General features: G+C 61.0%; 19 protein-coding genes. 15 read left to right on the top strand and 4 right to left on the bottom strand.

The window, feature by feature from the left end:
* Nucleotides 1-50: 50 nt before the first annotated feature.
* Genes BOO71_RS10585 through BOO71_RS10595 form a run of 3 tightly spaced genes read left to right on the top strand, consistent with a single transcriptional unit; the run spans nt 51 to nt 2407 of the window.
* The gene (locus BOO71_RS10585; RefSeq protein ID WP_075832105.1) at nt 51-1211 is read left to right on the top strand and encodes an ABC transporter permease; all 1161 of its coding nucleotides are present in this window, start codon (nt 51-53) and stop codon (nt 1209-1211) included.
* On the top strand, nt 1211-1924 hold the full coding sequence (locus BOO71_RS10590; protein ID WP_083653332.1) for an ABC transporter ATP-binding protein: 714 nt from the start codon (nt 1211-1213) through the stop codon (nt 1922-1924). The genes BOO71_RS10585 and BOO71_RS10590 overlap by 1 nt, the downstream gene beginning before the upstream one ends.
* A 9-nt stretch (nt 1925-1933) precedes the next feature.
* Nucleotides 1934-2407 (top strand): methyltransferase family protein, encoded by a 474-nt coding sequence (locus tag BOO71_RS10595; protein ID WP_075832107.1) that lies wholly within the window; start codon nt 1934-1936, stop codon nt 2405-2407.
* Here BOO71_RS10595 and BOO71_RS10600 read toward each other — a convergent pair.
* Together BOO71_RS10600 and BOO71_RS10605 are read right to left on the bottom strand one after the other, a co-directional pair.
* The gene (locus tag BOO71_RS10600; protein WP_075832109.1) at nt 2404-3636 is read right to left on the bottom strand and encodes an AAA family ATPase; all 1233 of its coding nucleotides are present in this window, start codon (nt 3634-3636) and stop codon (nt 2404-2406) included. The two genes, BOO71_RS10595 and BOO71_RS10600, sit on opposite strands and share 4 nt — an antisense overlap.
* A gap of 67 nt (nt 3637-3703) precedes the next feature.
* Entirely contained in the window at nt 3704-4219 is a 516-nt protein-coding gene (locus BOO71_RS10605) for a GNAT family N-acetyltransferase (protein WP_075832111.1), read from the bottom strand.
* Between the two features lie 74 nt (nt 4220-4293).
* Between BOO71_RS10605 and BOO71_RS10610 the strand changes: the two genes are divergently transcribed.
* From BOO71_RS10610 to BOO71_RS10635, 6 genes are all read left to right on the top strand, one after another.
* Entirely contained in the window at nt 4294-5790 is a 1497-nt protein-coding gene (locus tag BOO71_RS10610) for a DUF2397 family protein (protein WP_175607424.1), read from the top strand.
* Nucleotides 5787-6965: a DUF2398 family protein gene (locus BOO71_RS10615; RefSeq protein ID WP_075832115.1), complete on the top strand. Its 1179-nt coding sequence runs from the start codon at nt 5787-5789 to the stop codon at nt 6963-6965. Before BOO71_RS10610 ends, BOO71_RS10615 begins: the two co-directional genes overlap by 4 nt.
* A gap of 6 nt (nt 6966-6971) precedes the next feature.
* Nucleotides 6972-7721 carry an Eco29kI family restriction endonuclease gene (locus BOO71_RS10620; RefSeq protein ID WP_075832117.1) on the top strand — a complete coding sequence of 250 codons (750 nt, stop codon included), beginning with the start codon at nt 6972-6974 and terminating at the stop codon, nt 7719-7721.
* Complete coding sequence (locus BOO71_RS10625; RefSeq protein WP_075832119.1) at nt 7714-7917, top strand: helix-turn-helix domain-containing protein; 204 nt, start codon at nt 7714-7716, stop codon at nt 7915-7917. The genes BOO71_RS10620 and BOO71_RS10625 overlap by 8 nt, the downstream gene beginning before the upstream one ends.
* 36 nt (nt 7918-7953) lie before the next feature.
* A complete protein-coding gene (locus BOO71_RS10630) occupies nt 7954-9099 on the top strand; it encodes a DNA cytosine methyltransferase (RefSeq protein WP_075832121.1) in 1146 nt (381 codons plus the stop codon).
* A 245-nt stretch (nt 9100-9344) separates the two neighbouring features.
* The gene (locus BOO71_RS10635; RefSeq protein ID WP_075832123.1) at nt 9345-13349 is read left to right on the top strand and encodes an SbcC/MukB-like Walker B domain-containing protein; all 4005 of its coding nucleotides are present in this window, start codon (nt 9345-9347) and stop codon (nt 13347-13349) included.
* A gap of 308 nt (nt 13350-13657) precedes the next feature.
* On the opposite strand, the gene BOO71_RS10645 is transcribed toward BOO71_RS10635, so the two are convergent.
* Both BOO71_RS10645 and BOO71_RS10650 read right to left on the bottom strand, forming a co-directional pair.
* The gene (locus tag BOO71_RS10645; RefSeq protein ID WP_075832127.1) at nt 13658-14803 is read right to left on the bottom strand and encodes a DUF2399 domain-containing protein; all 1146 of its coding nucleotides are present in this window, start codon (nt 14801-14803) and stop codon (nt 13658-13660) included.
* A gap of 77 nt (nt 14804-14880) precedes the next feature.
* Nucleotides 14881-15864 carry an aldo/keto reductase gene (locus tag BOO71_RS10650; protein ID WP_075832129.1) on the bottom strand — a complete coding sequence of 328 codons (984 nt, stop codon included), beginning with the start codon at nt 15862-15864 and terminating at the stop codon, nt 14881-14883.
* Nucleotides 15865-15924: 60 nt separating this feature from the next.
* Here BOO71_RS10650 and BOO71_RS10655 point away from each other — a divergent pair, with 60 nt between their 5' ends.
* From BOO71_RS10655 to BOO71_RS26940, 6 genes are read left to right on the top strand one after another with little or no spacing between them, the layout of a single operon-like run.
* Nucleotides 15925-16629, top strand: coding sequence for an HNH endonuclease (locus BOO71_RS10655; RefSeq protein WP_075832131.1), 705 nt, complete (start codon nt 15925-15927; stop codon nt 16627-16629).
* 58 nt (nt 16630-16687) lie between these two features.
* Nucleotides 16688-20704, top strand: coding sequence for a DNA polymerase III subunit alpha (dnaE, locus tag BOO71_RS10660; RefSeq protein ID WP_075832133.1), 4017 nt, complete (start codon nt 16688-16690; stop codon nt 20702-20704).
* On the top strand, nt 20662-21615 hold the full coding sequence (locus tag BOO71_RS26925; protein WP_139322878.1) for a phosphoribosyltransferase-like protein: 954 nt from the start codon (nt 20662-20664) through the stop codon (nt 21613-21615). The genes dnaE and BOO71_RS26925 overlap by 43 nt, the downstream gene beginning before the upstream one ends.
* Nucleotides 21612-23444, top strand: coding sequence for an ORC-CDC6 family AAA ATPase (locus BOO71_RS26930; RefSeq protein WP_139322879.1), 1833 nt, complete (start codon nt 21612-21614; stop codon nt 23442-23444). The genes BOO71_RS26925 and BOO71_RS26930 overlap by 4 nt, the downstream gene beginning before the upstream one ends.
* A 25-nt stretch (nt 23445-23469) precedes the next feature.
* Nucleotides 23470-24276: a hypothetical protein gene (locus tag BOO71_RS26935; RefSeq protein WP_139322880.1), complete on the top strand. Its 807-nt coding sequence runs from the start codon at nt 23470-23472 to the stop codon at nt 24274-24276.
* The gene (locus BOO71_RS26940) at nt 24266-25336 is read left to right on the top strand and encodes an N-6 DNA methylase (RefSeq protein ID WP_139322881.1); all 1071 of its coding nucleotides are present in this window, start codon (nt 24266-24268) and stop codon (nt 25334-25336) included. Before BOO71_RS26935 ends, BOO71_RS26940 begins: the two co-directional genes overlap by 11 nt.
* The last annotated feature ends 113 nt before the right edge of the window (nt 25337-25449 follow it).

The raw sequence follows: 25449 nt of genomic DNA on the forward strand, positions 1-25449 counted from the left end.
TCCGCACTGCGTACCATCTGCCCCGGCCCCTGGGGCGTACCTTGAGGGCAATGAAATGGACGGATTTGTGGGGACTGGCCTGGCGCGGGCTGACGCGGCGGCGGGTGCGGACGGGCCTGACCGCGCTGGGGATCACGGTGGCGGTGGCGAGCATGGTCATTTTCCTGTCGCTGGGCGAGGGCATCCGCAAGGTGTTTGTGGAGCAACTGGGCGGCATCGGCCCGGATATTCAGGTCAGCCTGAGCGGCTTCACGCAGGGCTTTGCGCCGCAGCCCAACCTGCCCGACAAGGCCGTGACCGACATCCAGGCACTGGCCCCCGAACTGGGAATTAAAACGGTGACCCCGGTGGTGATGACCATTCGCGGCAGCCTGGACGTGTCGCAGAGCGTCGTGCTGTATGGCCTGCCCGCCGCGCAGGGCATCGGGGCGGTGTTTCCCAATTCATCGGAAGCGCAGGGCCGCGCCTTCACTGCCGCCGACGAGGGCAAGGGGGTGGCGATTGCAGGCGCGAAGGCGGCGCAGAACCTGAATCTCAAGGTGGGCAGCACCCTCAACCTCAACCGCCGCAATCAGGCCAAGGTGGTGGGCGTGCTGGCCCCCGAATCCGGGCTGGTGGACAACTTTATTTTCCTGCCGCTGAACACCCTGCAAAAGTCGGAGGGTGCAGAGGGCCGCGTCTCGCTGGTGGCCGTCAAGCTGGACAACCCCCGACAGGCGCGTGAGGTGGCCACGGCGCTGTCCAAGAAACTGGACCTGGAAGCCTCTACCCAGTCGGACTTCCTGAGCTTCGTGGAGCGGGCGCTGAAGATCAGTGACGCGGTGCGCTTCGGCATCTCGCTGATCTCGCTGATCGTGGGCGGGCTGGCGGTGGCGAATACGGTGATGATGGGCGTGTTTGAGCGCACCCGCGAATTTGGCACGCTGCGGGCCATCGGGGCGCGGCCCGGCTTCGTGCGGGCGCTGGTGCTGAGCGAATCGCTGCTGCTGTCGCTGGTGGGCGGCGTGGGCGGCGTGATCGTGGGGCTGGTGGGCATCTGGGGCGTCAACCTGTACACCCAGCAACTGGCCGGAATTGACGCCGCCGCGCTGACGCCCCGGCTGGTGCTGCTGGCGCTGGGCATCAGTCTGTTCCTGGGGCTGGTGTCGGGTCTGCTGCCCGCGCGCACCGCCAGTAAGTTGAACATCACCGAAGCGCTGGGGAGGGTCTGATGACTGTCGCAACGAGGGAAAAAGCCGAGGCTCAGGCCACCAGTACGCCGCCCCTGCACGTTGCAAACCTGTCGCGCGTCTATCCCAGCGGCGAGGGGCAGGTGCAGGCTCTGGCCCCCTTCACGCACACCTTTCCGCCGGGCATGACGGCAGTGGTGGGGCCATCTGGCAGCGGCAAAAGCACCCTGCTGAACCTCCTGGCCGGATTTGATTCGCCCAGCACCGGGCATGTGGCGGTGGGCGACGTGAACCTGACCACCCTCTCCGAACCCGCGCGGGCCGACTTCCGGCTGGCGCACTACGGCTTCGTGTTCCAGAACCACAATCTGGTCAGCATTCTGAGCGCGCAGGAGAATGTGGAGTTTCCGCTGACGCTGGCGGGGTTGCCACCGAAAGAACGTCGGGCGCGGGCGCGGGAATTGCTGGCCCTGGTGGGCCTGGAAAACCGCGCCGGACACCTGCCCAACCAGCTTTCGGGCGGCGAGGCGCAGCGTGTGGCGATTGCCCGCGCCCTGGCCCGCGATCCCGGCATCCTGCTGGCCGACGAGCCGACGGGCAATCTGGACAGCAAGACCGGAGAACTGGTGCTGTCCCTGCTGACCAGGGCCGCTGCCGAGGGCCGCCGCGTGGTCCTCATCACCCACGATCTGGAGGTGGCAGCGCTGGCGAACTACCGCCTGAGCGTGCGCGACGGCGTGGTGACGGCGGGGTAGGATTCGCGTATGACCCCACCCACCCGCCTCCAGAACTTTCGCCAGCGCGGCGGCGATCTGGTGGCCGCGCAATTCGTGCTGATCGTGCTGGTGGCGCTGGGTGGACGGAAGCGTAAAAGCGTTGGCGTCGTTCAGAAGGTGGCTGGGCTGACCCTGATGGCTCTGGGCGGCGCAGTCGTCGCGGGTGGCGGGCGTGGTCTGGGCCGCAACCTCAGCCCCCTGCCGGAGCCGCTGGACACGGCGCAACTGGTGACGACGGGGCTGTACGCCCATGTCCGCCATCCGATTTACAGCGGGTTGCTGGCGCTGGGCCTGGGCTGGGGCATTTTGCGGGGCAGTTGGGGGGCGCTGGGCTGGACTGCCGCCCTCGCTGCGCTGTTCCATTTCAAATCTGCCCGTGAGGAAAAGGCGCTGCTGGTGCGCTTTCCCGACTACGCGGCCTATTGCAAGCGGACCAAGCGATTCGTGCCAGGGGTGATTTAACTCAACTCCGGCGTCCCAGTCCCCGGCCCCAGCAAGGGCAGAGGGCGGGGCGGCGGCGTGTAAATCTGGCGGGCAGGGACGCTGACGAATTCCAGTTCGGGATAGCGCAGCGCCGTGAGCGCGTTGCCGAACGCACAGCCCGTGTCAATGTCCACCGTGCGGTTAATCCAGACGGGCGCGGCGACGGGCGTGTGACCGTACACCACGATGGCCTGCCCGTTATATTCGGCAGCCCAGTCACGGCGAATGGGCAGACCCAGTTCATCGCGGCTGCCGTCCACATCGCCGTACAGCGCGAAACTGCGGACCCGGCTGGCTATCCGCCCCTGATACTTCCCAGGCAGTCCGGCGTGGGCTGCCACCACCCGCCCGCCGTCCAGCACCAGATGGCTGGGCAGGCTGCCGATAAAGGCGCGGGCCTGTGCCCTGAACGCTGCGCCCGCCGCGTCCATCTGCGCCAGCGTGCCGTCCAGGCCGTGCATGGCCCTGACCGCCTTGCCGTCCAGCGCGCGGGCCAGTTTCTCGTCGTGGTTGCCCGGCACGCACAGCGCCGCGCCTGACGCCGCCATGCCCATGACCAGACGCAGCACGCCCGCGCTGTCTGGCCCCCGGTCCGTCAGGTCGCCCAGAAAGACGGCGGTGCGGCCCGCTGGCGGCGTGACCTCTGAACCGCTGAGGCTGTAGCCGAGTTTCGCCAGCAACTCCAGCAGTTCGGGCAGGCAGCCGTGGACGTCACCGATGAAATCGAAGGGGCCGGGCAAATCGCGCCGATCCGGCGGCAGCGGCACGCGTCTGATCTGTGCGGCGTCGATCTCGGCCACCGAGCGCAGGACGCACACCTGGCGAAAGCCCTCTTTCTGCAAGCCGCCCAGCGTGCGCCGCAGTTCGGCAAACTCGGGGAGGATGGTGGCGGGGTCCAGTCCCAGACGCGTGGCCCGTTCCTCCAGCACCTGCCTGGGCAGATCAAGAACGATGGCGACGGCGGGCAGATCGTGGGCGCGCGACGCCTCCAGCACGCGCCGCCGTTCGTCGGGGCGGGTCAGGGGGGCGTCTATCACGCTCAGTTCGCCGCGTGAAAGTCGGCGCTCCAGCTCCGGCGAAAAGTCGCCCGACAGCACTTCTGCGGGCTGAAAATGCTGCGCCGCGAAGGTGCTTTTGCCCGCAGCAGGTGCGCCGATCAGGGCAATCACGCTGGGGGAGGGGGGCTGGAGGAGGGAGGGATCGGTCATGGGCAGACTGGGCAATGATGTTGACACATCGGCGGGGCGCGCGGTTGGCAGCGATCAGGCTGCGGCGTCAGCCCGGCAGGGTGTCCCAGACGATTCGGACCTCGCGCAGTTCCCCCTCGGTCTTCTCGCCCGCCTCGCGTCCGCCCTGGCGCAAGTACCACTGCCGCGTGGGGTTGGCATCCAGCACCCACAGGGCCAGATTGTGGAAACCGTCTGCCTTCAGCGTCCGCACTATCTCCCCGAACAGCGCCCTTCCCAGCCCGTGCCCATGCGCTGACTTCAGCGCGTACAGCGTCATCAATTCCATCTCAAAACCGGGATGATCGCGGGCCGGGCCAGCCGAGGCGAAGGCCACCACCTCCCCGTCCTGCTCAGCCACCAGCACCGTTTCTGACTTTCGCGAGATGGTGCGTTCCCAGTTTGCCTCGCGCTGCTGACGCGCTTCCTCACTCGTCATGCGCTCTAAAAACTCGTCAGGCATCAGGCCCGCGTAGGTTTCTCGCCAACTGGTGACGTGAATGCGGGCGATGGCCGGGGCGTCGGCGGGGACGGCGGGGCGGATGGTGGGGGGCGGGTCAGTCATGGCTGAGTGTAAAACGCATGGAGAGCGGGCCAATCGAGAATCCGTTTCTCCGTCTGCCGCTATACTCCTCCCCGATGCTGTCTGCCCTGCGTGAATTCGCGTACCTGACCGCGCCCTCGGCCCCCACGTACCGCGCGCTGATGCGGCTGTTCTACGAGGCGCACCTGAAGCAGCAGCACACCCTGCCGCCCGACGAGGTGCTGGCGGGAATCGAGGATTCAGACCTTGACCTGACCCCAGAAGCGCTGCTGCTCGATCTGGACGCCTTGGTGGCCTGGGGCAACCTGGGGCGGCGGCGCGACACCCGCCGGGTGGGTTCGCTGGCCGAGTACGCCCGCAAGCGTGACCTGTATTACGCCACGGCGCGCGGCCTGGCCATTGAGGGCTTTCTGGACGCGGGTCTGGACGCCGCCGAGGAAACCGTGGCGGTGGGGGCCGGGATCGTCAGCGGCATGGAGCGGCAGTGGGCGCATCTGGCCGAATTGCTGAGCGCCCCGGAGCTGCACCCCGACGAGCTGGAGGCGAGCTGGGCCAACCTCGTGCGCGATTTCGTGGCGCTTTCGGGCGACGTGCGGCTGCTGGCCCTGAACCTGGAGCGCAAGCTGAGCCTGGAAGCCCTGGACGATTTTCTGGAATTCAAGGACGCGGTGCGCTCGTATGTGGAGCGATTGGCCGCCGAGCTGGCCGGGCCGGGCCGCCGCCTGCGCGCAGGCTTGCAGGAGCTGTCGCCTGATCTCCGTTCACGTTTGCTGAATACAGTGGCCGGGGTGCGCGCGGGCCGCCTGACACGCGGCGCGGGCGTGCTGGACGCGGAAGGGGCCGAGCGTATAACAGTGCGCGAGTGGGACGGCCTGCTGGGCTGGTTCTCGCGCCGCGCCGAACAGGGCGACGGCCTGGAATACGGCGTGGTGGCCCTGCGCGGGGCGGTGTCGCGGGTGCTGGCCTTCGTGGACGCGGTTCACCGCACCCGCGAACTGGGCCTGGGCCGCGCCGGGGTGCTGGCGGAACTGGCCGCCCACCTGGTTGACCTGCCCGACGCCTCCACGGCGCGCGAGGAACTGGCGCACGCGCTGGGGTTGTCCGCGCCGCTGCACGCCCCTGGCGTTCCTCCCGCACAGGTCGTCTACGATGCCTGGGCCACGCCCACCGAGTCGGTGCTGCTGTCTGCGGTGCAAAAGGGCAAGGTGGCCGAACGCTTCAGCGCGGATGTCGGTGAGGTCAGCCGCGAGGCCAAACGCGCCGCGAGGGACGCCCTGCAAGCCGAACGCCGCCGCCAGAGGCTATTGCTGGAATTGTTCGAGGACGGGCAACTGGATCTGGACGGCCTGATCCTCCCCGACGCTGCCATGCTGCCCGAAGTGCTGGCGTGGCTCTCGGCGGGCCTTCATGCCGCCCATGACCCAGAAAACGGAGCTGAGGGCGGCGCGGGCCTGACGCCGGGGCCGCAGGGCCATCAGGTGCGCGTATCGCTGACCTCTTCCCCCGCTCTGCTGCGCGTGCCGGACGGAACGCTGTGGATCGAGCGCGGCGCGGCGCTGGAGCTGCTGGGCCAGTCGGAGGGGGTGCGGTGACCGCTTCTTACCTGTCCGCTCCCGAAGCATCCATCCAGAGTGTGCCCACCGCGCTGACCCAGGCCGCCCGCACGCTGCTGGGCACGCCGCTGCTCACCGAGGGCATGGACGGCTTCCGCGAAACCTACGCCTGGCGCACCGAATTGCGGGCCTTCTTTGCCCGCACCGCCGCGCTGACCGTGCAAATTGGCCCCGGCGTGCTGAGGCTGGTGCTGCCGCCCCCCTTTCCCGAGGGCGGACGTGCCTGGGACGGTCTGAAATCCCCGCGCGCCGCCGCGCTGGTGGTCTGGACGCTGTGGTATCACGAATACCTGGGCGTGCGGCTGGGCGAGGTGGCGCAGTTCAGCCTCTCGGAACTGGCCGCCGCCATCGCGGCCAATCCGGGCGCGGGTGATCTGGATTTCAGCGTGCTGGCAGACCGCCGCGCCCTCCTCCAGGCCATCCGCACGCTGGCCGAGGTGGGCGCGTTGCGCGTGCTGGACGAGGACGCCTCGCGCTGGGAAGGCGGCGCGGACGAGGGTTTGCCCGACGGCGGCGCGCTGCTGGAATTCACCCCCGCCGCGCCGTACCTGATCAGCCTGCCGCCGCCGCTGCCCGTGACCCCGGCGCAGCGGGCCGTGCGCGCCCTGCTGTGCGGCCCGGCCCTGACGCGGGCGCAGGACGAAGGAGCCTTCGCCGTGTTGGCAGAAGCCGAAACGGTGCCGGAACTGGCCGAAGTCGAGCGCACCCTGGGCTGGACGCTGGACGTTCACGGCCCCTACGCCCTGCTGCTGCGCGAGGGCGTCACGCACGGGCTGGCCGCGCGCTGGGCACCGGGCCGCAGCGTGCCGGGAGCCGCCGCCCTGCTGCTCCTGCGCGCCGTCCGCGCCGAGGTGGAGGCTGGGAAGCTCACGCCCGACGCCCAGGGCCGATTGACCCTCTCGCAGACCCGCCTGTACACCCTGCTGGACGGCGTGCGCGATGAATATCGCTCCCGCTGGGGCGAACAGGGCAAGCAGGGCGGCGAGAAGCTGCTGTCCGGCGTCCTGCAACTGTGGCGCGAGTGGGGCAGTGTGGCGCGCATGGACGAGGGCAGCCTGACCCTGGAACCCCACCTGGCCCGCTTCGACGCCGGGTACGAGGACGAGGGCCGCACGCTGTTGACCCCGGCGCGGCGGGGACGGCGGAAGGGCTGAGACTCTATGGCTGTATCGTCAGACGTGTTCCCCACTTTCGAGATCCCCGCCGAGATCGAGCGTAATCTCATCACGTTCTTTCGCCAGCAGCAGAGCTTTCCGCTGACGGCGATCAACCCGCGCGCCCCTGCCGCAGACCCGTACAAGGCCGAACTCTCGCGGCATTTCGGCGTGTATGTCCTGTATTACAGGGGTGATTTTCCGCTGTATGCCGACTTGGCCGAGGTGAACCGTGGCGAGGCGGTCAAGCCTATCTACGTGGGCAAGGCGGTCAGCTCCGGCAGCCGCACCGGGGGCAGGCGCGGGGCGGCGCTGCCGTCCTCTGAAGGGGATCAGGGCGAGCCGGAGGAAATGAGCCTTGATCTGGCAGAGCGCGTTCTGTCGGTGGGGACTCGCGGGCCGCAGAGCAACAGCCTGTTCAAACGGCTGGGCGAACATGCGGGCAACATCCGCAGGGCACACGACACGCTGAACATTGCCGACTTCGAGGTGCGCGTGATTCCAATGGCCGACGCCCTGGTGCAATGGGCCGAGGCGGTGATGATCAAGCGGCTGCGGCCCATCTGGAACGCTCAGATTTCCGGGTTTGGCAACCACGATCCTGGCAAGGGCCGTTACGCGCAGGCCCGCTCCATCTGGGATCAATTGCATCCTGGTCGGACCTGGGCCACCCGCATGGAAAGTCTTGCGCCGTATGACCTTGACCGCCTCCAGCGGGAGTTGCGCCTGTCATTGCCGGTTGATCTGGATGACTGAAGAACATAATTTCCTGACCACTGAGCAAGTCGCGTTCAGGTTGGGCGTCAAACCCTCGCGCGTGCGGCAACTGGTGGGGCAGGGGCGCTTGCTGCCGCTCAGGACGGGCCTGCGCGCCCACCTGTTCAGCATTGAAAGTGTGGAGGCATTCGAGCAGGCCGAGAAACCCGTTCGGGGGCGGCCTCAAAATTATTAACGGTAGCGTTAGTCTTTTTGTGCTAGGCTATTCACCATGACGGCCCAACTCAGTTCGGTGGAGCTGTTCGCGGGGGCGGGCGGGCTGGCGCAGGGGGTGGCCCGCGCCGGGTTTCATCCGCGTCTGGTGGCCGAGTGGAACCGGGATGCCTGCAAGTCACTGCGCAAGAACCAGGCGCGCGGCTCCGAGCTGCTGCGCGGCTGGCCGATTGTGGAAACTGATGTGCGGGATATCGATTTCAGCGCTTTTGAGGGCGTTGATCTGGTCTCTGGCGGGCCGCCCTGCCAGCCGTTCAGCATCGGGGGCAAGCACGCCAGTCACGGGGACAGCCGCAACCTCTTTCCCGAGGCGGTGCGGGCCGTGCGTGAAATCCGCCCGCGCGCCTTTGTGCTGGAGAACGTTAAAGGGCTGACGCGGGCCACCTTCCGCAATTATTTCGAGTACCTGAAATTGCAGCTTCAGTATCCCGATTTGACTGTCAGGGCTGGGCAGGACTGGACGGCGCATCTGGCCCGCCTGGAGGGGCATCACCTGAGCGGTGAACGCGGCGGCCTGAGCTACCGCGTAGTGGCCGAGGTCTTGCAGGCCGCAGATTACGGTGTGCCGCAGAAGCGCGAGCGGGTGTTCTTCGTGGGCTTTCGCAGTGATGTTGCAGCTCACTGGCATTTCCCCATGCCGACGCATTCGCGGGCGCGGCTGCTGGAGGCTCAGGCAGGCGGCGCGTACTGGGAACGGCACGGTCTACCGCAGCCGCCCAGTCAGTCGGGCAAAAGGCCCGCCCCATCCCTGTTCGCCTCGCCACTTGCGCCCTGGCGAACCGTCCGGGACGCACTGGCAGATTTGCCCGATCCCGAAACGCAGCCGGATCATCATTTTGCCAACCACCACTTCATCGCCGGGGCCAGAAGCTATCCCGGACACACTGGCAGCCCGCTGGATGCGCCCAGCAAGACCCTCAAGGCCGGGGATCACGGCGTTCCCGGCGGCGAGAACATGCTGGTCAGGCCAGACGGTTCGGTGCGGTACTTCAGTGTGCGCGAGTCGGCGCGGCTTCAAACCTTTCCCGACGATTATGTCCTGAGTGGCGCGTGGGGTGAGGCCATGCGGCAACTTGGCAATGCCGTGCCTGTCGATCTGGCTTATGCGGTGGCCCGGAGTGTGGCGGCGGCGTTGAATTCGTGATCTGAGAGCGTCCAGACCAAGCCAAATCAAATCTTGAACACGGGCTTTTCCCCCTCTCCTCTCGTGGGAGACGGAGGGAGGCGCAAAGCGCCGGAAGGGTGAGGGGGCCACCCGGCAATCTCAACCTAACCAGCATGCCCCGCTGCCTTCCTGCACCAAATATCCCCACGTTCTGCGCGGTTAGACTGTTCGACGGTTTGGCGGTTTGACCCATCCCCCCCCAACACCCGTTAAACTCAACCCCAATGACCCTCTTTACCGCCCAGGACGTTCAGGGCCTGCTGACGCGCCCGGCGCGCGGGCTGCTGCCCACCCGGCTGATCCTGGTCAATTACTGGCTGTATCCGGTGCAGGTGTTTCATTTCGTGGCGGGACGGCTGTTTTTAACCGGCCACAACGGTTCGGGCAAGTCCACGGCGCTCACAGCGGCCATCACGCTGCTGCTGGACGGCGACAGCGCGCCCGCTCGCCTAGACCCCTTCGGCGGGCAGCGGCGGCATCTGCGCTATTACCTGCTGGGCGGCCCCGACGCCGGATTCCAGGAGCGCGGGCGGCGCTCGTATCTGGCGCTGGAATTCCGCACGCCGGAGGGGGAATACCAGACCATCGGCCTGGGGCTGTCGGCCAGCGAGGGCAGCACCAACATCGGCAAATGGGGCTTCTGGGTGCCGGGCCGGGTGGGAACTGGACAGGAGGAAGACGGCGTCAGCCTCGATCTGGTGGACGCGGGCCAGCCGCTGACCGAGCGGGTGTTGCGCGAACGGGTCACGCGCCTGGAGCCGCAGCCGGGCGAGTTCGCCTCCGGGCAGGGCGAGTACGCGGGCGTGGTGCGCCGCCGCATTTACGGGGCCGGGGAGCGCGATTTTCAGGACACCCTGGATCTGTTGCTGACCGTGCGCGGCAGCAAACTGGGCCGCGAGGTCCGCCCCGCCCAGATCGCCGAATTGCTGCGCCGCTCATTGCCCTCGCTGTCGGCGGGCGTGACCGGCAAGCTGGCCGACGGCATCGAGAGGTTGGACCGCCACTCCGAACGCCTGCGCCTGCTGGACACCCAGACCGAGGCCGCGCGCCGCGTCGCCACCGCCAACTTTCACGCCGCCCTGACTGCCGCGCGCCTGGCCTGGAAACGCCGCCATGACAGCGCTGTGCGGGCAGACATCGCAAAGACCGAACTGGAGGCAACGCGTGCCGAGGCGGCCACCCAGGCAACCCTCCTGACCGAACTGGCCGGGCAGGAAGCCGCGCTGATCCACGATTCCGGGGCCGTGCGCGTGGAACTGGAGGCGCTGGAAGACGCCGCCAGCGGGCAGGAAAACCAGCTCGGCAACACCGAGCGCAAGCTGGCCGAGGTGCGCGCCGCGCTGGAGCAGAACCGGGGCCGCATTCGCCGCGAGCGCGAGCGAGAGGAACGCACCCGCACCCACCAGAGCGAAACCACCGCCGCCCGCGAAACCGATACGGCGGCGCTGGCTGGCCTGGAAACCGAAATCGCCGCCCGGCCCTGGTGGGATGGTGAGGACAGCCTGCCCGTCCGCACCGCTGCCCTGGACGCCGCCGAAACCGCCCTCAAGGTCTACGAGCGAGACACCGAACGCCTGAGCGAACGCCAGGACGCCGCCGCGCGGGCCGCCGAGCAATCGACACTGGCCCGTCAGAACCTCGAAGACCGAACTGCCGCGCTGGAAGCCGTCCTGACCGATACGGGCGCGCAACTGACAGCCCGCGCGGAGACGCTGAACTGGGCGGGTCAGGGGTTGCCGCCCGAGGCCACCGATGCCTACGGAACCGCCCTGGAAACGACGGTGGAAATTGCCGATGCCTTCACGTCCATCGCAGAGGCGGGCACGGAGCTGCTGGGCATGGCCCGTGAGGACGGCGCGCTGTCGCGGGAGCGCGTGCGGGCGCTCCAGGCTGAGCAGAGCGAGTTGCAAGACCGCCTGAATCGCCTCCAGAACCAGAGCGGGGCCGAGCCGCCGTTGCCTGCCGCCCGCGCCCGTGCGCTGGACGAACTGCGCGGCGCGGGGATCGCGGCCCAGCCGTTCTACCGTCTGGTCAAACCACTGAAAGGCGCGGGTGAGCTGGGTCTGCTGGAAGGCGCATTGCTGGCCTCCGGGCTGCTCACGGCGCTGGTGGTGCCTGCCGAGCAGCACGCGGGGGCGCTGGATGTGCTGCGCCGCGCGAATCTGGCCGACGCGCTGCTGTCTGCGGGTGCGGCAATAAAAGCCAAGAAAGACAGTCTGCGCGCCGTGCTGGAGTCAGAAAAGGACGCCCCGGATGGCGTGCTGGACATTCTGGGCAGCCTCTCCCTGAAGCCGGGCAGCAGTTCGGCGGGTCTGGACGCACTGGGCCACTGGCACAACGGCGTACTGGCGGGCGGCGCGTCCGACGAGGGCCTGCGCTTTCTGGGAGCGGTGGCGCGCGAACGGGAGCGCGAACGCCAACTAGCTCTGCTGGCCGAGGGGCTGGAACTGGTGGAAGACCGCCTGGACAGTGCGCAGGCCGAGCTGGAGATGCTGGAAACCGCGCTGGCGGCCCTGGAAAGCGAGCTGGATTACCTGCGCGGCCCGCGTGACCTGAGCGGGCAGCGCCGCACCGCCGCCCGTGGGCGTGACGAGGCCCTGAACACCCTGACCCTCCGCAGCGAGGCGCAGGAGCTGGCGCTGGCTGCACTGGCCGAGGCCCAGGCCCGCGCCGCTGGGGCAGGCGAGGCGCTGGAACTGGCCTTCGCGCCGCTGGCCCTGAACGCCGACGCTGGGCGCGACAGCCTGAGCGCCGCGCAGGCCGATTACCGCGACGCCGCCGCCCAGTGGACGCAGACCCGGAATCTGCTCGAACGGCTGGAACGTGCCGGGGCTGATCTGGAGACGCTGGCGCAGGAGCTGCTCGAACACGCCGCCGAATTGACTGAGCTGGAAACCGAACGCCAGACCGCCGAGGCCACCCGCGACGCCCTCCAGGCCACGCTGCTGCAACTGCGCGCCCAGCACGACGCCCCCGACGCCGCCAAACTGCGCGCCCGCCTGAACGAGCTGCGGGGCCGGGCGCGCGAGCTGGAGCGCAGCAGTCAGAACCTCAGTCGCCAGCGCATCGCTGCCGAGGAACGCGGACGCCTGGCCGCCGAACGCCTGCCCGGTTTGCAGGGGGCCAGTGAAGCCGCCGCCCTGGCCCTGGCCGAAGCCGTCCGCACGCTGGACGAACGCCGCGCCGCCCACCCGCGCCTCGCGGAAGACCATCCCGAACCCGCCGATCTCACCCTCAACGTCTCCGAAACAGACCGGCAGGCCGCCGACTACGCGCTGCGCGAGGAGTACGACGCCGCGCGGCCATTGCTGGAAGCGCCGTTCAGCTACCACCCGCGCTTTACCCCCGAAGGCCCCCGCTTCTCGCACGACGGCCAGACCCTCACGTCCGACGCGCTGCTGTCGTATCTGGCCGGGGAACTCGACGCCGCCCGCGCCCTGCTGACCGAGGAGGAGGCCCGTGTCTTCCACGCCGAGCTGATCCGCGAACTGGTGGAGGAACTGGACGCCAAGCAGCGTGAGACTGCCAACTGGGTGGCGGGCATCCGTGCCACGCTGGACAAACTGCGTTTCCACGACGAGCGCCTGGATCTGGAAGGCCGCCCCCGCGCCCCCGCCGGGCAGCCTGCCGAGGCGCTGGCCCGCAGCGTCAATGGCCGGATTGACCCCAGCCACCAGAATGAGGCGTGGTGGTCAGGCGTGCGCGATGAGTTGCAAACGGTGGTGCGTGACCTCCAGGCCCGCGCGGGCGCGGATTCCATGCTGTCCTTCGCGCAGGAGCTGGAGCGGGCGCTGGACTACCGCGAGTGGATCGACTTCACCTTCCTGTCGGTCACGCCGTCGGGCAAGAAGGAAATCACGGACCGCACCTTCGCCCAGCGCAGCGGCGGCGAACGCAGCGCCGTGCTGTACACCTTCCTGTTTGCCGCCCTGGGCGCGCGTTTTGACCAACTGGGGCCGCGTGTGCCGCGCCTGATCGGGCTGGACGAGGCGTTTGCGGGCATGGACCTCGCCAACATCGGCGCGCTGTACCGCGTCATGGACGATCTGGAACTGTCCTGGATCGCCACCAGCGAACGCCGCATCGATCTGTCCCCCGCCCTGAGCGGAGCCGCCACCTATCAACTGATCCGCGTCGCCACCGCCAGAGGCAGCAGCGTGGGCAGCCTGTGCTTCGTCTGGGACGGCCATTCGGCGCAGGAGGGGCGTAAATACGGGCTGGCGGATTAGCGGGAGAAGGGTTGATGGAGGGCGGCGTGTCGCTTTGTCCCCTCTCCCCTTGCGAGGCTTGGTGTGCAATAGAAAATTCGTTGTCGTAGACGAGGGATTTTTGCTCCTCCCCCCTTGCGGGGGAGGCTGGGAGGGGGGTGGCGGGCGAAGCCTGCCTCTCGTGCCGAAAAACAAAGATTACTTGATGGCCTTGCATCTGATTTTTGCAATGCACAGCAAGCCCTTGTGGGAGATCGACGGTGGCGCGAAGCGCCGGAAGGGTGAGGGGGCCACCGGGCAGGCCCCAACCTGAGAAAGATGCAACGCCTTCATTCCACCCCAGACAGACCGCGCCCCACATCCGCCAGCAGTTCCGGCAGCAAGTTTTCCTGATGCGCGCCTACACCGCTTATAGCCAGCGTCTCCACCAGACCCGGAAACTCTGCGCGGTACGGCGCGGGATCGCCGCGCAATGGGGCTGCGCCGCGAGAGCAGGCCAGGGCATGCGCGGCGGCGTCCATGTGCCACGGCTGCCAGTTCAGCGCATGTCGGCGCAGCAGGGAAGAGGCGATTCGCAGCCCGCCCAGATCGAGGTCACAACTCAGATAAACGCGGGTATCTGCGGGCAGCCGCGACAGCAGCGCGGAGGCGGCGGCGCTGGGTTGCCCACTGGTACACAGCAGCGGCGCGTGTGGGTGCGCGGCGTGCAGTGCCTCGAACACGCTGGGGTTTTCCACCGCCCACAGCATGCCTTCGGGCGCTTGAAAGGTGCTGGTCTGAATCTCGCGCCACGGCAGCGCCAGACAGTGTCCCGCCGCCGCGTTCAGCCACGCCGGGCCGAGCAGATTGGCAACCAGAACGGTGCTGCTCACGCCGTCGCGCTCCGGCTCGGGGATGTTCAGCGATTTCAGGGCGGCCCGCAGTAAGTTGCCCGCCAGCGTTCCCGCATCCAGCGCGTGTGCGTCGCCGCTCAGGCGGGCGGCCAGCACCGGATAGCTCAGCGTTTCGGCCCGCGTGACCTCCAGCGCGTCACTGACGAGTCGGAGGGTGGCCTGCAAATCCGCAGTCCCATTTTTCAACGCTCCCCGAAGCATTAATGCGCCTGCCCCGTCCCTCCGCAATGCTGTCTGCCACGGCACATCCTCTATGCCTGCCAGAAGCTCTGCCCACTGGGTCTCAAAGTCCTGTCTGGCCTGCCGCCGAACCACCACGGGCGAACCGTTCAGGGTGTCCAGCAGTTCTGGCAAGGACACCGCATAGCGGCTGGCCCTCAGCGCGGCGTCCAGCACGGCCAGATCGAGCGTCGTGCGTTCCTGCCGTCCGGTCAGGCGTGACAGCGCGGCCCAGGCGTCTGCACTCAGCTCCGGGCGCGAGCGGCCCAGTTCGCCCGTGCGGCGGTAGCGGCGCAGGGCGGCGTCCAGCACAGGCCCCAGCCCGGCATGGGTCAGGGCGCTCAGGATGTCGTCGGGGGGCATGGCGCGGCCAGTGTAATGCGGATGGGTGACCCTGCCCGGTAGCCCTCGTCGTTACACGCCTGCCACCGTTGCCCCACTCACCACAAATCCTGAACCTGTGGGCGGATCAGGCGGTCATACACGGCTGCAACGCCGCGCATCGCCTCCTCGCTCAGCGGCGGCAGATCGGCGGCGCGGGCATTGGCCTCGGCCTGGGCGGCATTTTTGGCCCCCGGTATGGCGCAGCTCACCTCGGGAAACATCAGAATCCAGCGCAGGGCGAACTCGGCCAGGGTCATGCCTTCGGGGACGAGGGGGCGCAACTCCTCCACCGCTTGCAGGCCCGTCTCAAAGTCCACGCCGGAGAAGGTCTCGCCCCTGTCGAACGCCTCGCCGTGGCGGTTGAAATTGCGGTGGTCATCCGGGGCGAAGCTGCTCTGGGGGGTCATCTTGCCGGTCAGCAGACCGCTTGCCAGTGGCACGCGGGCCAGGATGCCCACATTCGCTTCCCGCGCCGCCGCAAAGAACTGTTCGGCAGGCTTGAGGCGGAAGGCGTTGAAGATGATCTGCACGGTGGAGACGTTGGGATGCTTGATCGCGGTCAGCGCCTCGTCTACCGTTTCCACGCTGACGCCGTAGGCCCGCAGCAGCCCTTCTCCCACAAAGCCGTCCAGCACGCCGAAGACTTCATCCCGCTCGTAGACCTCCGGCGGCGGGCAGTGGAGCTGAAGCAGGTCTATGGTCTCGGTTTCCAGATTCTGCAAGCTGCGTTCGATGAAGCCGCGCAGGTTTTGCGCGTTGTAGCCGCCCGCCGTGTGCGGGTCCAGGCGGCGTCCGGCTTTGGTCGCCACGTAAAAGGCTTCCGGGCGCTCACGCCGCAGCCGGGCGATCAGGCGTTCGCTGCGCCCGTCGCCATACACGTCGGCGGTGTCGAAGAAATTGATGCCCAGGTCAAGTGCCTTGTGGAGCGCGGCCATCGCGTCGGCCTCGCTGACCTCGCCCCAGGTGCCGCCGATGGCCCAGGCCCCGAAGCTGATGCTGGACACGTCGTAGCCGGTTTTGCCGAGTGTGCGGTATTGCATGGGGGGAGTTATAGCGCGGGGCAATGGTTGCCTGTGTTCTGAGCAGCGATAAGCTGAAACATGCCTATCAATCCAACCTGGAACCGTGATGAAGTCATTTTGCTCTACGACTTTTATTTCCAGCAGGGGCGCAGGACGCTTTCAGCACGCAACCCCGATGTGATCGCACTTAGCGACTATCTCAAGCGGCTTCCCTGGCACCGGGAATCATGGCAGGACGACGCCTTCCGCAATCCAGTAGCGACAGCAATGAAGCTGAGGCAGCTCAAAGATTATGAAGAGGAACGCAAGCCTGCTTCCATCAGCTTGATTGTTCAGGCGGTTGCCCTGGAGTTTCGGGATCAGCCGGAACATGTCCACGAACTGGCTGCCGCCATCCGATCAGCCGTGAGCGTGGAGCCAGAGACCTTCGCCCTTCTCGACGCCAACGAGGAGGATGCCGGTTTTAATGAAGGCCGCGTTTTGGAACAGCTTCACAGGCGGCATGAGCGGAACAGAACTGCGGTGCGAAAGAAGATCGCTCAGGTTCTGGCTGCCACTGGCAAGCTGGCCTGCGAGGCTTGCGGATTCGACTTTCAGGCTATGTATGGGGAACGGGGCGAGGGCTTTGCAGAGTGCCACCACATCGTTCCGCTGAGCGAGGCTGGCGAACGAAAAACCCGCCTGGACGAGCTGGCGATTGTCTGCGCCAACTGCCACCGCATGATCCACCGCGCCTCACCGATGTGGACTGTGGAAGAAGTCAGGCAGCACCTGACGCGCTAACACCGTCAACCCCTCCCCGTCACTGAAACCCGCTCCCGCCCCGGCCTATCCTTAAAGCATGACCGCGCCCGCCGATCCAGCCCAACCGCCCAGCACAGGCCACATTCACCTGCTGGACGGCTCGTGCTGCGCGCCCACCGAGTACAGCGGACGCTTCGCGCACCTGCACCAGCACACGCAATACAGCCTGCTGGACGGCGCGGCCAAGCTCAAGGACTTGCTGAAGTGGGTCAAGCAGGTCACGCCCGAGGGCCAGGACGCCGCCTGCGCCATGACCGACCACGGCAACATGCACGGCGCAGTGCATTTCTACAACTACGCGCAGGCCGCCGAGGTCAAGCCGATCCTGGGTTACGAGGCCTACGTGGTGCCGGGCATGGGCACGCGCCGCGACAAGAAGCCCGGCGTCAGCGGTGAGAAGGGCATCTTTCACCTGACGCTGCTGGCCCGCGACTTCGAGGGCTACCAGAACCTGTGCCGCCTGAGCAGCCGGGGCTACACTGAGGGCTATTACTACAAGCCGCGCATTGACCACGAGCTGCTGACCGAACACCACAAGGGCATCATCGCCTTCTCCGGCTGCCTGGGTTCGGAGGTGCAGCAACTGCTGATGCAGGGGCGCGAGGCTGAGGCCAAGCAGCGGATGCTGTGGTACAGAGACCTCTTTGGCGAGAACTACTTCATTGAGATTCAGGATCACGGGCTACCCGAACAGGCCAAAAACAACCCGATTCTGAAAGCCTGGGCGCAGGAGCTGGGCATCGGCATGGTGGCCACCAACGACGGCCACTACGTCAAGAAGTCCGACGCCACCGCGCACGAAACGCTGCTGGCGATCCAGACGAAAGCCACGCTGGCCGACGAGAACCGCTTCAAGTTCCCCTGCGACGAGTTCTACGTCAAGGATCTGGACGAGATGCGCCGCGCCCTGCCGCCGTCCGAGTGGGGCGAGGAAGTCTTCGACAACACCGCCCGGATCGCTGACCTGTGCAATGTAGACCTCCCGGTGGGAAAGAAGCGCGTGTACCAGATGCCCGCGCTGCCCATTCCCGAGGGCCGCACGATGGCCGAGGAACTGCGTATCCAGACGTATGCCGGGAGCCTCAAGCGCTACCCGCACCACGTCACGGGGGCACTGCTGCGCGAGTACGCCGTGCGGAGTCTGGCGGCGCTGGAAGTTGGGGAGCGCGAACGGGTACTGGATCGCACCGAGGGCTGCGACGCCCGCACCTGTGACGAGGCGACGCTGCTGACGCTGATCGCCTTCCTGGGCAGCGAGTGGGAGGCGCGCGGCAAGGCGGCGGGCGAGAAATACACCCTCTACCCGGCGCTGGAAGTGATGGAGCGGGCGGCGGAAGAAGGTCCACTCCCCGATTACGCCTGCACCGACTGGCAGCGCAGCCAAGGGGAGGCCAGCGACACGGCCATTCAGCTCGATCCTGGCAGCGAGGAAGAGACCACCTGCCGCGCGCACCACACGCACGCCCTCGTGCTGCTGCGCCGCGCCGAGTACGAGCTGAGCGTCATCAACAACATGGGCTTTCCCGACTACTTCCTGATCGTGGCCGATTACATCAACTGGGCCAAGGACCAGGGCATCAGCGTGGGGCCGGGGCGCGGTTCGGGGGCGGGATCGCTGGTGGCCTACGCCATGCGGATCACCAACCTCGATCCGCTGGAATTCGAGCTGCTGTTCGAGCGCTTCCTGAATCCTGATCGTATCTCGATGCCCGATTTCGACATCGACTTCAACGACGCCCGCCGCATCGAGGTTATCCAGTACGTGCAGGACAAGTACGGCGAGGACAAGGTGGCGCAGATTGCCACCTTCGGGACGATGGCGAGCAAGGCCTGCCTGAAGGACGTGGCGCGCGTGATGGGCCTGGAATACGCCAAGGTGGACAAGGTCAGCAAGCTGATTCCGATCAAATTCGGCAAGAGCTACTCGCTGGAGCAGGCGCGGGACGCCGTGCCGGATATCGCGCAGATGCTGGAAAGCGACGCGCAACTGCTGGAAGCCTACGAGTTCGCGCAGAAGCTGGAGGGGCTGACGCGCCACGCCTCCGTCCACGCCGCCGGGGTGGTGATCGGGCGCAACAAACTGACCGATCTGGTCCCCGTCATGCGCGATACCTCCGGCATGGGCATGGTCTGCCAGTACGACATGAAGGCCGTGGAGGACATCGGCCTGATCAAGATGGACTTCCTGGGACTGCGAACGCTGAGCTTTCTGGACGAGGCCAAGCGCATCATGCGCGAGTCTCAGAAGATCGAGATCGACTTCGACGCCATTCCCTTCGACGACGCCAAAACCTACGAACTGATGAGCCGGGGCGACACCAAGGGCGTGTTCCAGTTGGAGGGCGCGGGCATTGCCGATGCGTCGCGCCGCCTGAAACCGCGCCGTCTGGCCGACATCATCGCCCTGAGCGCCCTGTACCGCCCCGGCCCGATGGAGAACATTCCCACCTATGTTCGCCGCCACCACGGACTTGAGGAAGTGGATTACGTGCGCGACGGTTTCCCCAATTCCGCGCAGTTTCTGGAAAAGATCCTGTCGGAAACGTATGGGATTCCGGTTTATCAGGAACAGATCATGCAGATCGCCTCTGAAGTCGCGGGTTTCAGTCTGGGCGGGGCCGACTTGCTGCGCCGCGCGATGGGCAAGAAAGACGTGGCGGAGATGGCGAAACAGCGCGACTTGTTTGTGGCGGGTGCTAAGACCAATGAAGTTCCGAAGGATGAGGCTAATAAGCTCTTTGATTTGCTGGATGCGTTTGCGAACTACGGGTTCAACAAGTCTCATAGTGCCGCATACGGCGTTATTACCTACCAAACCGCCTGGCTCAAAGCAAACTACCCCGTTGAATTCATGGCGGCTCTATTAACCGTAGAAAGGCGCGATTCCGACAAGGTGGCCGAGTATATTTCCGACGCGCGCAAGATGGCCGTGAAGGTGCTGCCGCCGGACATCAACCGCTCTGCGCCGGATTTTGCGGTGGCGGGCGAGGAAATTCTGTTCGGGATGTACGCCATCAAGGGACTGGGCGAGGCCGCCGTGCAGCGCATTCTGGAGGAGCGTGAGCGCGGCGGGCGCTTCAAGTCGTTCGCCGATTTCTGCTCCCGCGTGGACAACAAGACCTGCAACCGCAAGGCGCTGGAAAACCTGATCAAGAGCGGGGCCTTCGACGCCTTCGGGGAGCGGCGGCAACTGCTGGACAGCCTCGAAGTGACGCTGGCCTGGGCGCAGGGGGCCGCCTCCATGATCAGCAGCGGCATGGACGCGCTGTTCGGGTTGGAGGAAACCGCGCCGGAGCCGCCGCTCAAATCAACCTTTACCCCGCTGAGCGATCTGGAACGCCTGAGCATCGAGAAGGACGCGCTGGGCCTGTACATCTCCGGCCACCCGCTGGAGCAGCACGAGGGGCTGCGCGAGGCGGCCAGTTGCCGCATTTCTGACCTGGACACCTGGTTTACCACCCAGAACGTCGCCCCCGGCAAGCGCATCAAGGCAGTGCTGGCGGGCATGGTGGAAAACGTGGTTCGCAAGCCCACCAAGTCCGGCGGCATGATGGCCCGTTTCATCCTGGCCGACGAGTCCGGGCAGACCGAGCTGGTGGCCTTTTCGCGCGCCTATGACCGCATTCAGGAAAAGCTGATCAACGACACGCCCGCCCTGGTGATCGTGGAGCTGGAATCCGAGGACGGCGGCCTGCGCGCCATTGCCGAGGAACTGGTGAGCATCGAGCAACTGGCCGAGGTGCCGAAGGTCATGTACGTGAACATTGATCTGGAAACCGCCAGCCCGGACGCGGTGGGCGAGTTTCAGAGCGTGTTGGACGAACACGCGGGCAGCATGCCCACCTACCTGCGGCTGCAAACGCCGGAGCAGTTCGTGGTCTACCAGCTCGATCACGGCATGGGCAGCGCCGACGCCATTCGGGTGCTGAACCAGACCTTCCCGTGGATGGACGCCTACCTAGCCTACGATCAGCAGACCATCCTGGGCCGCTTCGCGCCCAAGCCCCCGGCATGGATGAACAAGCAGAACGGGGGCGGAGGAATGCGGGCGTGACGTTGATTGACCAAGGAAATGGAAATGTACATGTAGAGGGCGGAACACTTGACCAGATTTCTGATGTATGTTACGAAAATCTTCAGATTAAAATAGAAGCATTGATTTCTCTTGGCGAAATTGAATGGAATAGATTCAAATATAGAAATTTTATTGATTCATTTGATGACGTCTCAGAGAAGCTGGTGGCGATTTATTTGGTCAATTCTGTTATTTTCCTAAGTGAAAATTTTTGCGAATCTTCTCTTTCATTTAGTTTAAATAAATTGATGAGGAATGGCAAATATTCTGATAATGTTAAGTTCCTTCCTATTTCCGGTAGTTCGACGTCAACTGTTGACAGTGGCTATCGCTTTATTAGCCTAATACGCAAAATGGGCCGTTTTATGGATGATAGATATTTTCCCTCGCTGGATTCACTCCTCAGCACTTCTACAGCCAGATCAAGTATCGAGATCATATTTGTGGACGACATCATGTCTACGGGTCAACAATTTGATGCGTTAATGAATAAGAGTTTTACGTTTGATAATCAAGTGATGTCTCTCAATGAGCTTAGGAAACGCAGGATCGCTAAAATTTCTTATGTCCCTATCATTGCCACGGAATATGCGTTAGAACGATTCGATCATCTTGAATCTATAGTTTTCCCTTGTTATACGCTAAATCATGAATACAATATTTTGAATAACTTAGATCGATATTTTCCCTCTTGGCTGCTAAGTTCAGTTGATGTTCTTGAAACAATAAAAAATATTGATGGAAAGTTCAACAGGTCTGGCCTTGGATTAGCTGGTCAAGGTAATCTGGCCCTATCAGTAGCATTTTTTAATTCTACACCAGATTCCAGCCTCCCTCTGCTTTGGTCATCTGAGGCGAGCGAAGTGCATCTGCTTAGGAGGCATTCGTGACTAAAGAATTGGCTATAGAGTCGGTAATTACCGAAGCGTTCTCTAGTTATAGAAGTGAGTGGATGAAAGATTTGCACTCCTATTACACCGAGCCTAGATATTTTCCTGAATTAGTGACTCATCGTCCTTGTTTTTTAATTGGAGGACGCGGTACCGGGAAAACTACAGTATTAAAATCTATGGCATATACTTATCAGCGGGAAGAAGGAGGCGGTGTCGCTTCTAAAGATTATTTTGGCGTTTATCATAAATTTGAGATTGGTATTGCCAATTCATTTCACGGAAAGGGTGTCAGTGATGAAGACTGGATTCATTTATTTGAGCATTACTTGAATCTTAGGATATGTCTTATGACATTAGAGTTATTAAAAGATTTAGTATCTGACGGTATAGTTAATAATAACGATTTTGATTTGGCCCCGATGCTCGCTAGCTTAGGCATAGAGCTATCTGCTGATATAAAAGGTGTATTCGATGGTTTGCGTTTAGAAATCTCTAGGTTTTCTCGAGTAGTAAATAACCCTAGGCTGGCTAGCGGAACAGAGACATCTATACTAAATATGCCAATTAGTGAGTTGTTTTATAGTATTGCGAGTTCGGGCATTTTACATGAGAAGTTTTTTTACCTTATATTTGATGAGTTTGAAAATCTTCATAATTGGCAGCAAAAAATATTCAATACTTTAGTAAAACATTGTGGAGGCAATTTTGTTTATAAAGTTGGCTCTAAGCGAAATGGTATAAAGACCAAGTACACTTCAGCAAATAATGAGCCTTTGTTCTCGCCTCAAGATTATGCGAAGATTGATATTGATGAGAGAGTATCGACATCAGAGTTCAGCGAATTTGCAGCCAAGGTTTGTGATATACGGCTAGGTAGAATTCAAAAGGGGAGTAGTCATGATCGATGCCCAGAAACGAGAATTAAAAATTTGCTAGAAAAACTTGACATGGATTCAGAAGCGATCAAGTTAGGTGTCGATAAAGAAAATAAAATTATTAGCGAGGCACTGCTTAGGCTTACGAAAGTTGCCAATATAGACTTGATATCAAAACTTACTGAATTACAGAAATTTTACCTTTCTTATCTAGTAGAAAAAAATAGTAGTAGCTTGGAAGGCGAATTAACGCATTTTTTAACGAATAGAAATCAATGGATTGTAAACTATGAAAACTATAAATTTGATCTTTTGTTTAAAATTAGAAAAGGTAAAGTTGGAATATCTAAATACTATAATGGATGGGAAACTTATATCAGTTTATCTGGAAATAACATTAGATTTATTTTAATGCTTTTGGAAAGTACGCTGTTGAGATCGGTAAAAAATAACGATGGAAGGCTACCTGCCGTAATAGATGCGGATACTCAAACTAAGTCCTGCAAATCTGTAGCTCAGTCGGTGTTTGATGAAGTTGCAGGTCTTTCTTATGATGGCCCACAATATCAGAATGTTGTATTGGCATTTGGGAAATTATTTGGATATTTCGCAAGCTCAATCATAAAGAAAACTCCAGAGCTAAACCAATTCAACATAGAAGACCTTGCTACGAACGAATCTACTGAAGACTTTATAAGAAGCTGCGTCATGCACTATGTCTTATTGGAAGCTAGAGAAACTAAGCAGACAAAAAGAGATGAGGTTAGCGAATACGACTATTCATTGCATCCTATATTTGCTCCTAAATTTAGCTTTAGTAGTAGAAAGGGTAGGAAATTTAATATTACTACTGAGACATTTAATAAATTAATAGATGCTCCTGAAGCGGGCGTTAAGGCAATGATCCACGATAGCAAGGGCAAAAACGAACAGAGTGGTCTCTTTGATTAACATTAAAAGACTTATAGTCGATCTCATGTTTCTTGAAGATGAATGTACTATTTATATTGGAGATCTCGATCAATTAAGCGGAACGCTGACGGTACTTTTTAACGGAACCACGCACAGTATCGCCCTTTTTGATGAAACTGAGATACAGCAATTTTTAGCAGGGCATAATTCTCGGTTCTTGCTAGATATTACGAATATTCCCCTTGCAATATGGGCGCCTATAATTCGTGCATGTATTTTAGGAGACATAAAGATCGATATCGAATACAGTGCCCCAACATATTATTGGGATGTACTCCCTTTGAATGACAAAGAGCAAGAAGTAAAATCCAAAATAAGCACAAGGATAGAGCCTATACACGGTTTTGGGCCAATTTTTTCCTCAGAAATGCCACAAATATTCGTACCAATTCTTGGATTTCAAGGTAGTAGAGCATTATATTTATACAACGCTATAGAGTCAAAACCCGCTTACACATTCCCAATCATTACACTTCCAGGAATTAGGCCGTTACATTATCAGGACGCACTAATATCTAACCGTATATTTTTAATGAGAGACAGCATATACAGGCAGATCAAACATGTTTATGTATTTGGTTATTCAGATACTTTGGCATATTTGCAGAATTTATCCACTAGATTTCCACAATGTAAAATTAGAATTGGTCTTTTAGGGCCGAGAATACAGTGTCTAGCTGCTGTCGTATGTGCGTCAAAACTGCCAGAGAAGTTTGAGCTGATTTATGACCATCCTGAAACCCATACCACAAGAGAAATAGTCAAAAGAAAAAAATTCCAAATAAAATTCGAGGCACTTAATGAAAATTGATCGCCATTTAACACCAGATACCATAGCAAATTATATAGTAAATGATATATCACAAAATGATGACCTACGCGGTGGAATAGCCGCAGACTTCTCTTGCGCAAGCGGTAGACTAATGAGAAAGATTATAGATCATGTCGAATTTACAAAAATTGTACTCAACGATATAGATGGAGAAGTCATAGATTATGATTTATTCCTACAAGAGAATCTTGAGGCATACAATTTAGATTTTGAGAATGATTTATCTGCCCAAGAATTACACCAAACCGAGGGTTATAACTTAATCATTATAAATCCACCTTATAGTATTAGAGGAAATAAGCGATATACTACACAAATTGGTGATCTAATAATAAAATCGAGTAGAGTCTTGAAGCATATACTTCAATCTCTGAGTTTGATCTCACGCGAAGGGGTTATATACTGTATTGTCCCGACAAATATATTTTCGTCCGAAACTGACCAAAGGTCAATAAGAGCTTTAAGCGCAGCGGCAACAATAGATAAGATCGAAAAATTTGGTAGAGGTCATTTTACGTCAGCTAGCGTAGAAACTGTCCTGATACGCATAAAAAATTACGACGAATCTGCTTTCTTTAAATTATTAGGTGAAGAAGTTTCTGCAAATTTTGAGAAGAAAATTCCGTCGAAGTTTACTGTCGAAAGAGGAAATGTTAGCATACATAAATTAGATGGTTCACTACACGAATATGAAGGTAAAAATAGAGTAAGATTCATCCATACTACAAACATGACTGGTAAAAAATTACACTATATTAAACAAAATATAGTTCATCGCGTATTCTCAGGTAAATGTATTTTAATGCCTAGAGTTGGAACTCTATCAATAGAGAAATTAGTATTAGTAGAATATGATAGATTTATAGTATCTGATTGTATTATAGTTATAACGGGGAATGAAGTGGATTCCCTCTTAAAAATGATGCGGGAAGACTACGAAAGAGTGAAATCCTTGTTCTCCGGTCATTGTGCGAAATACACAACTCTGACACGGATCAACAATTTGATTTTAGAATATGAGAATCTGAATAAAATATAGAATTATAAGCATTAATCATATGATCTGCGACTAATTAATAGTTTTGAATGCATTATAAAAATCATATGCTGCATTATTATAATGTGGAGGCGTGCGGCGGCTGGCCCACCGAA

This window comes from Deinococcus marmoris, assembly GCF_001949125.1.
Taxonomy (GTDB): Bacteria; Deinococcota; Deinococci; order Deinococcales; family Deinococcaceae; genus Deinococcus; species Deinococcus marmoris_A.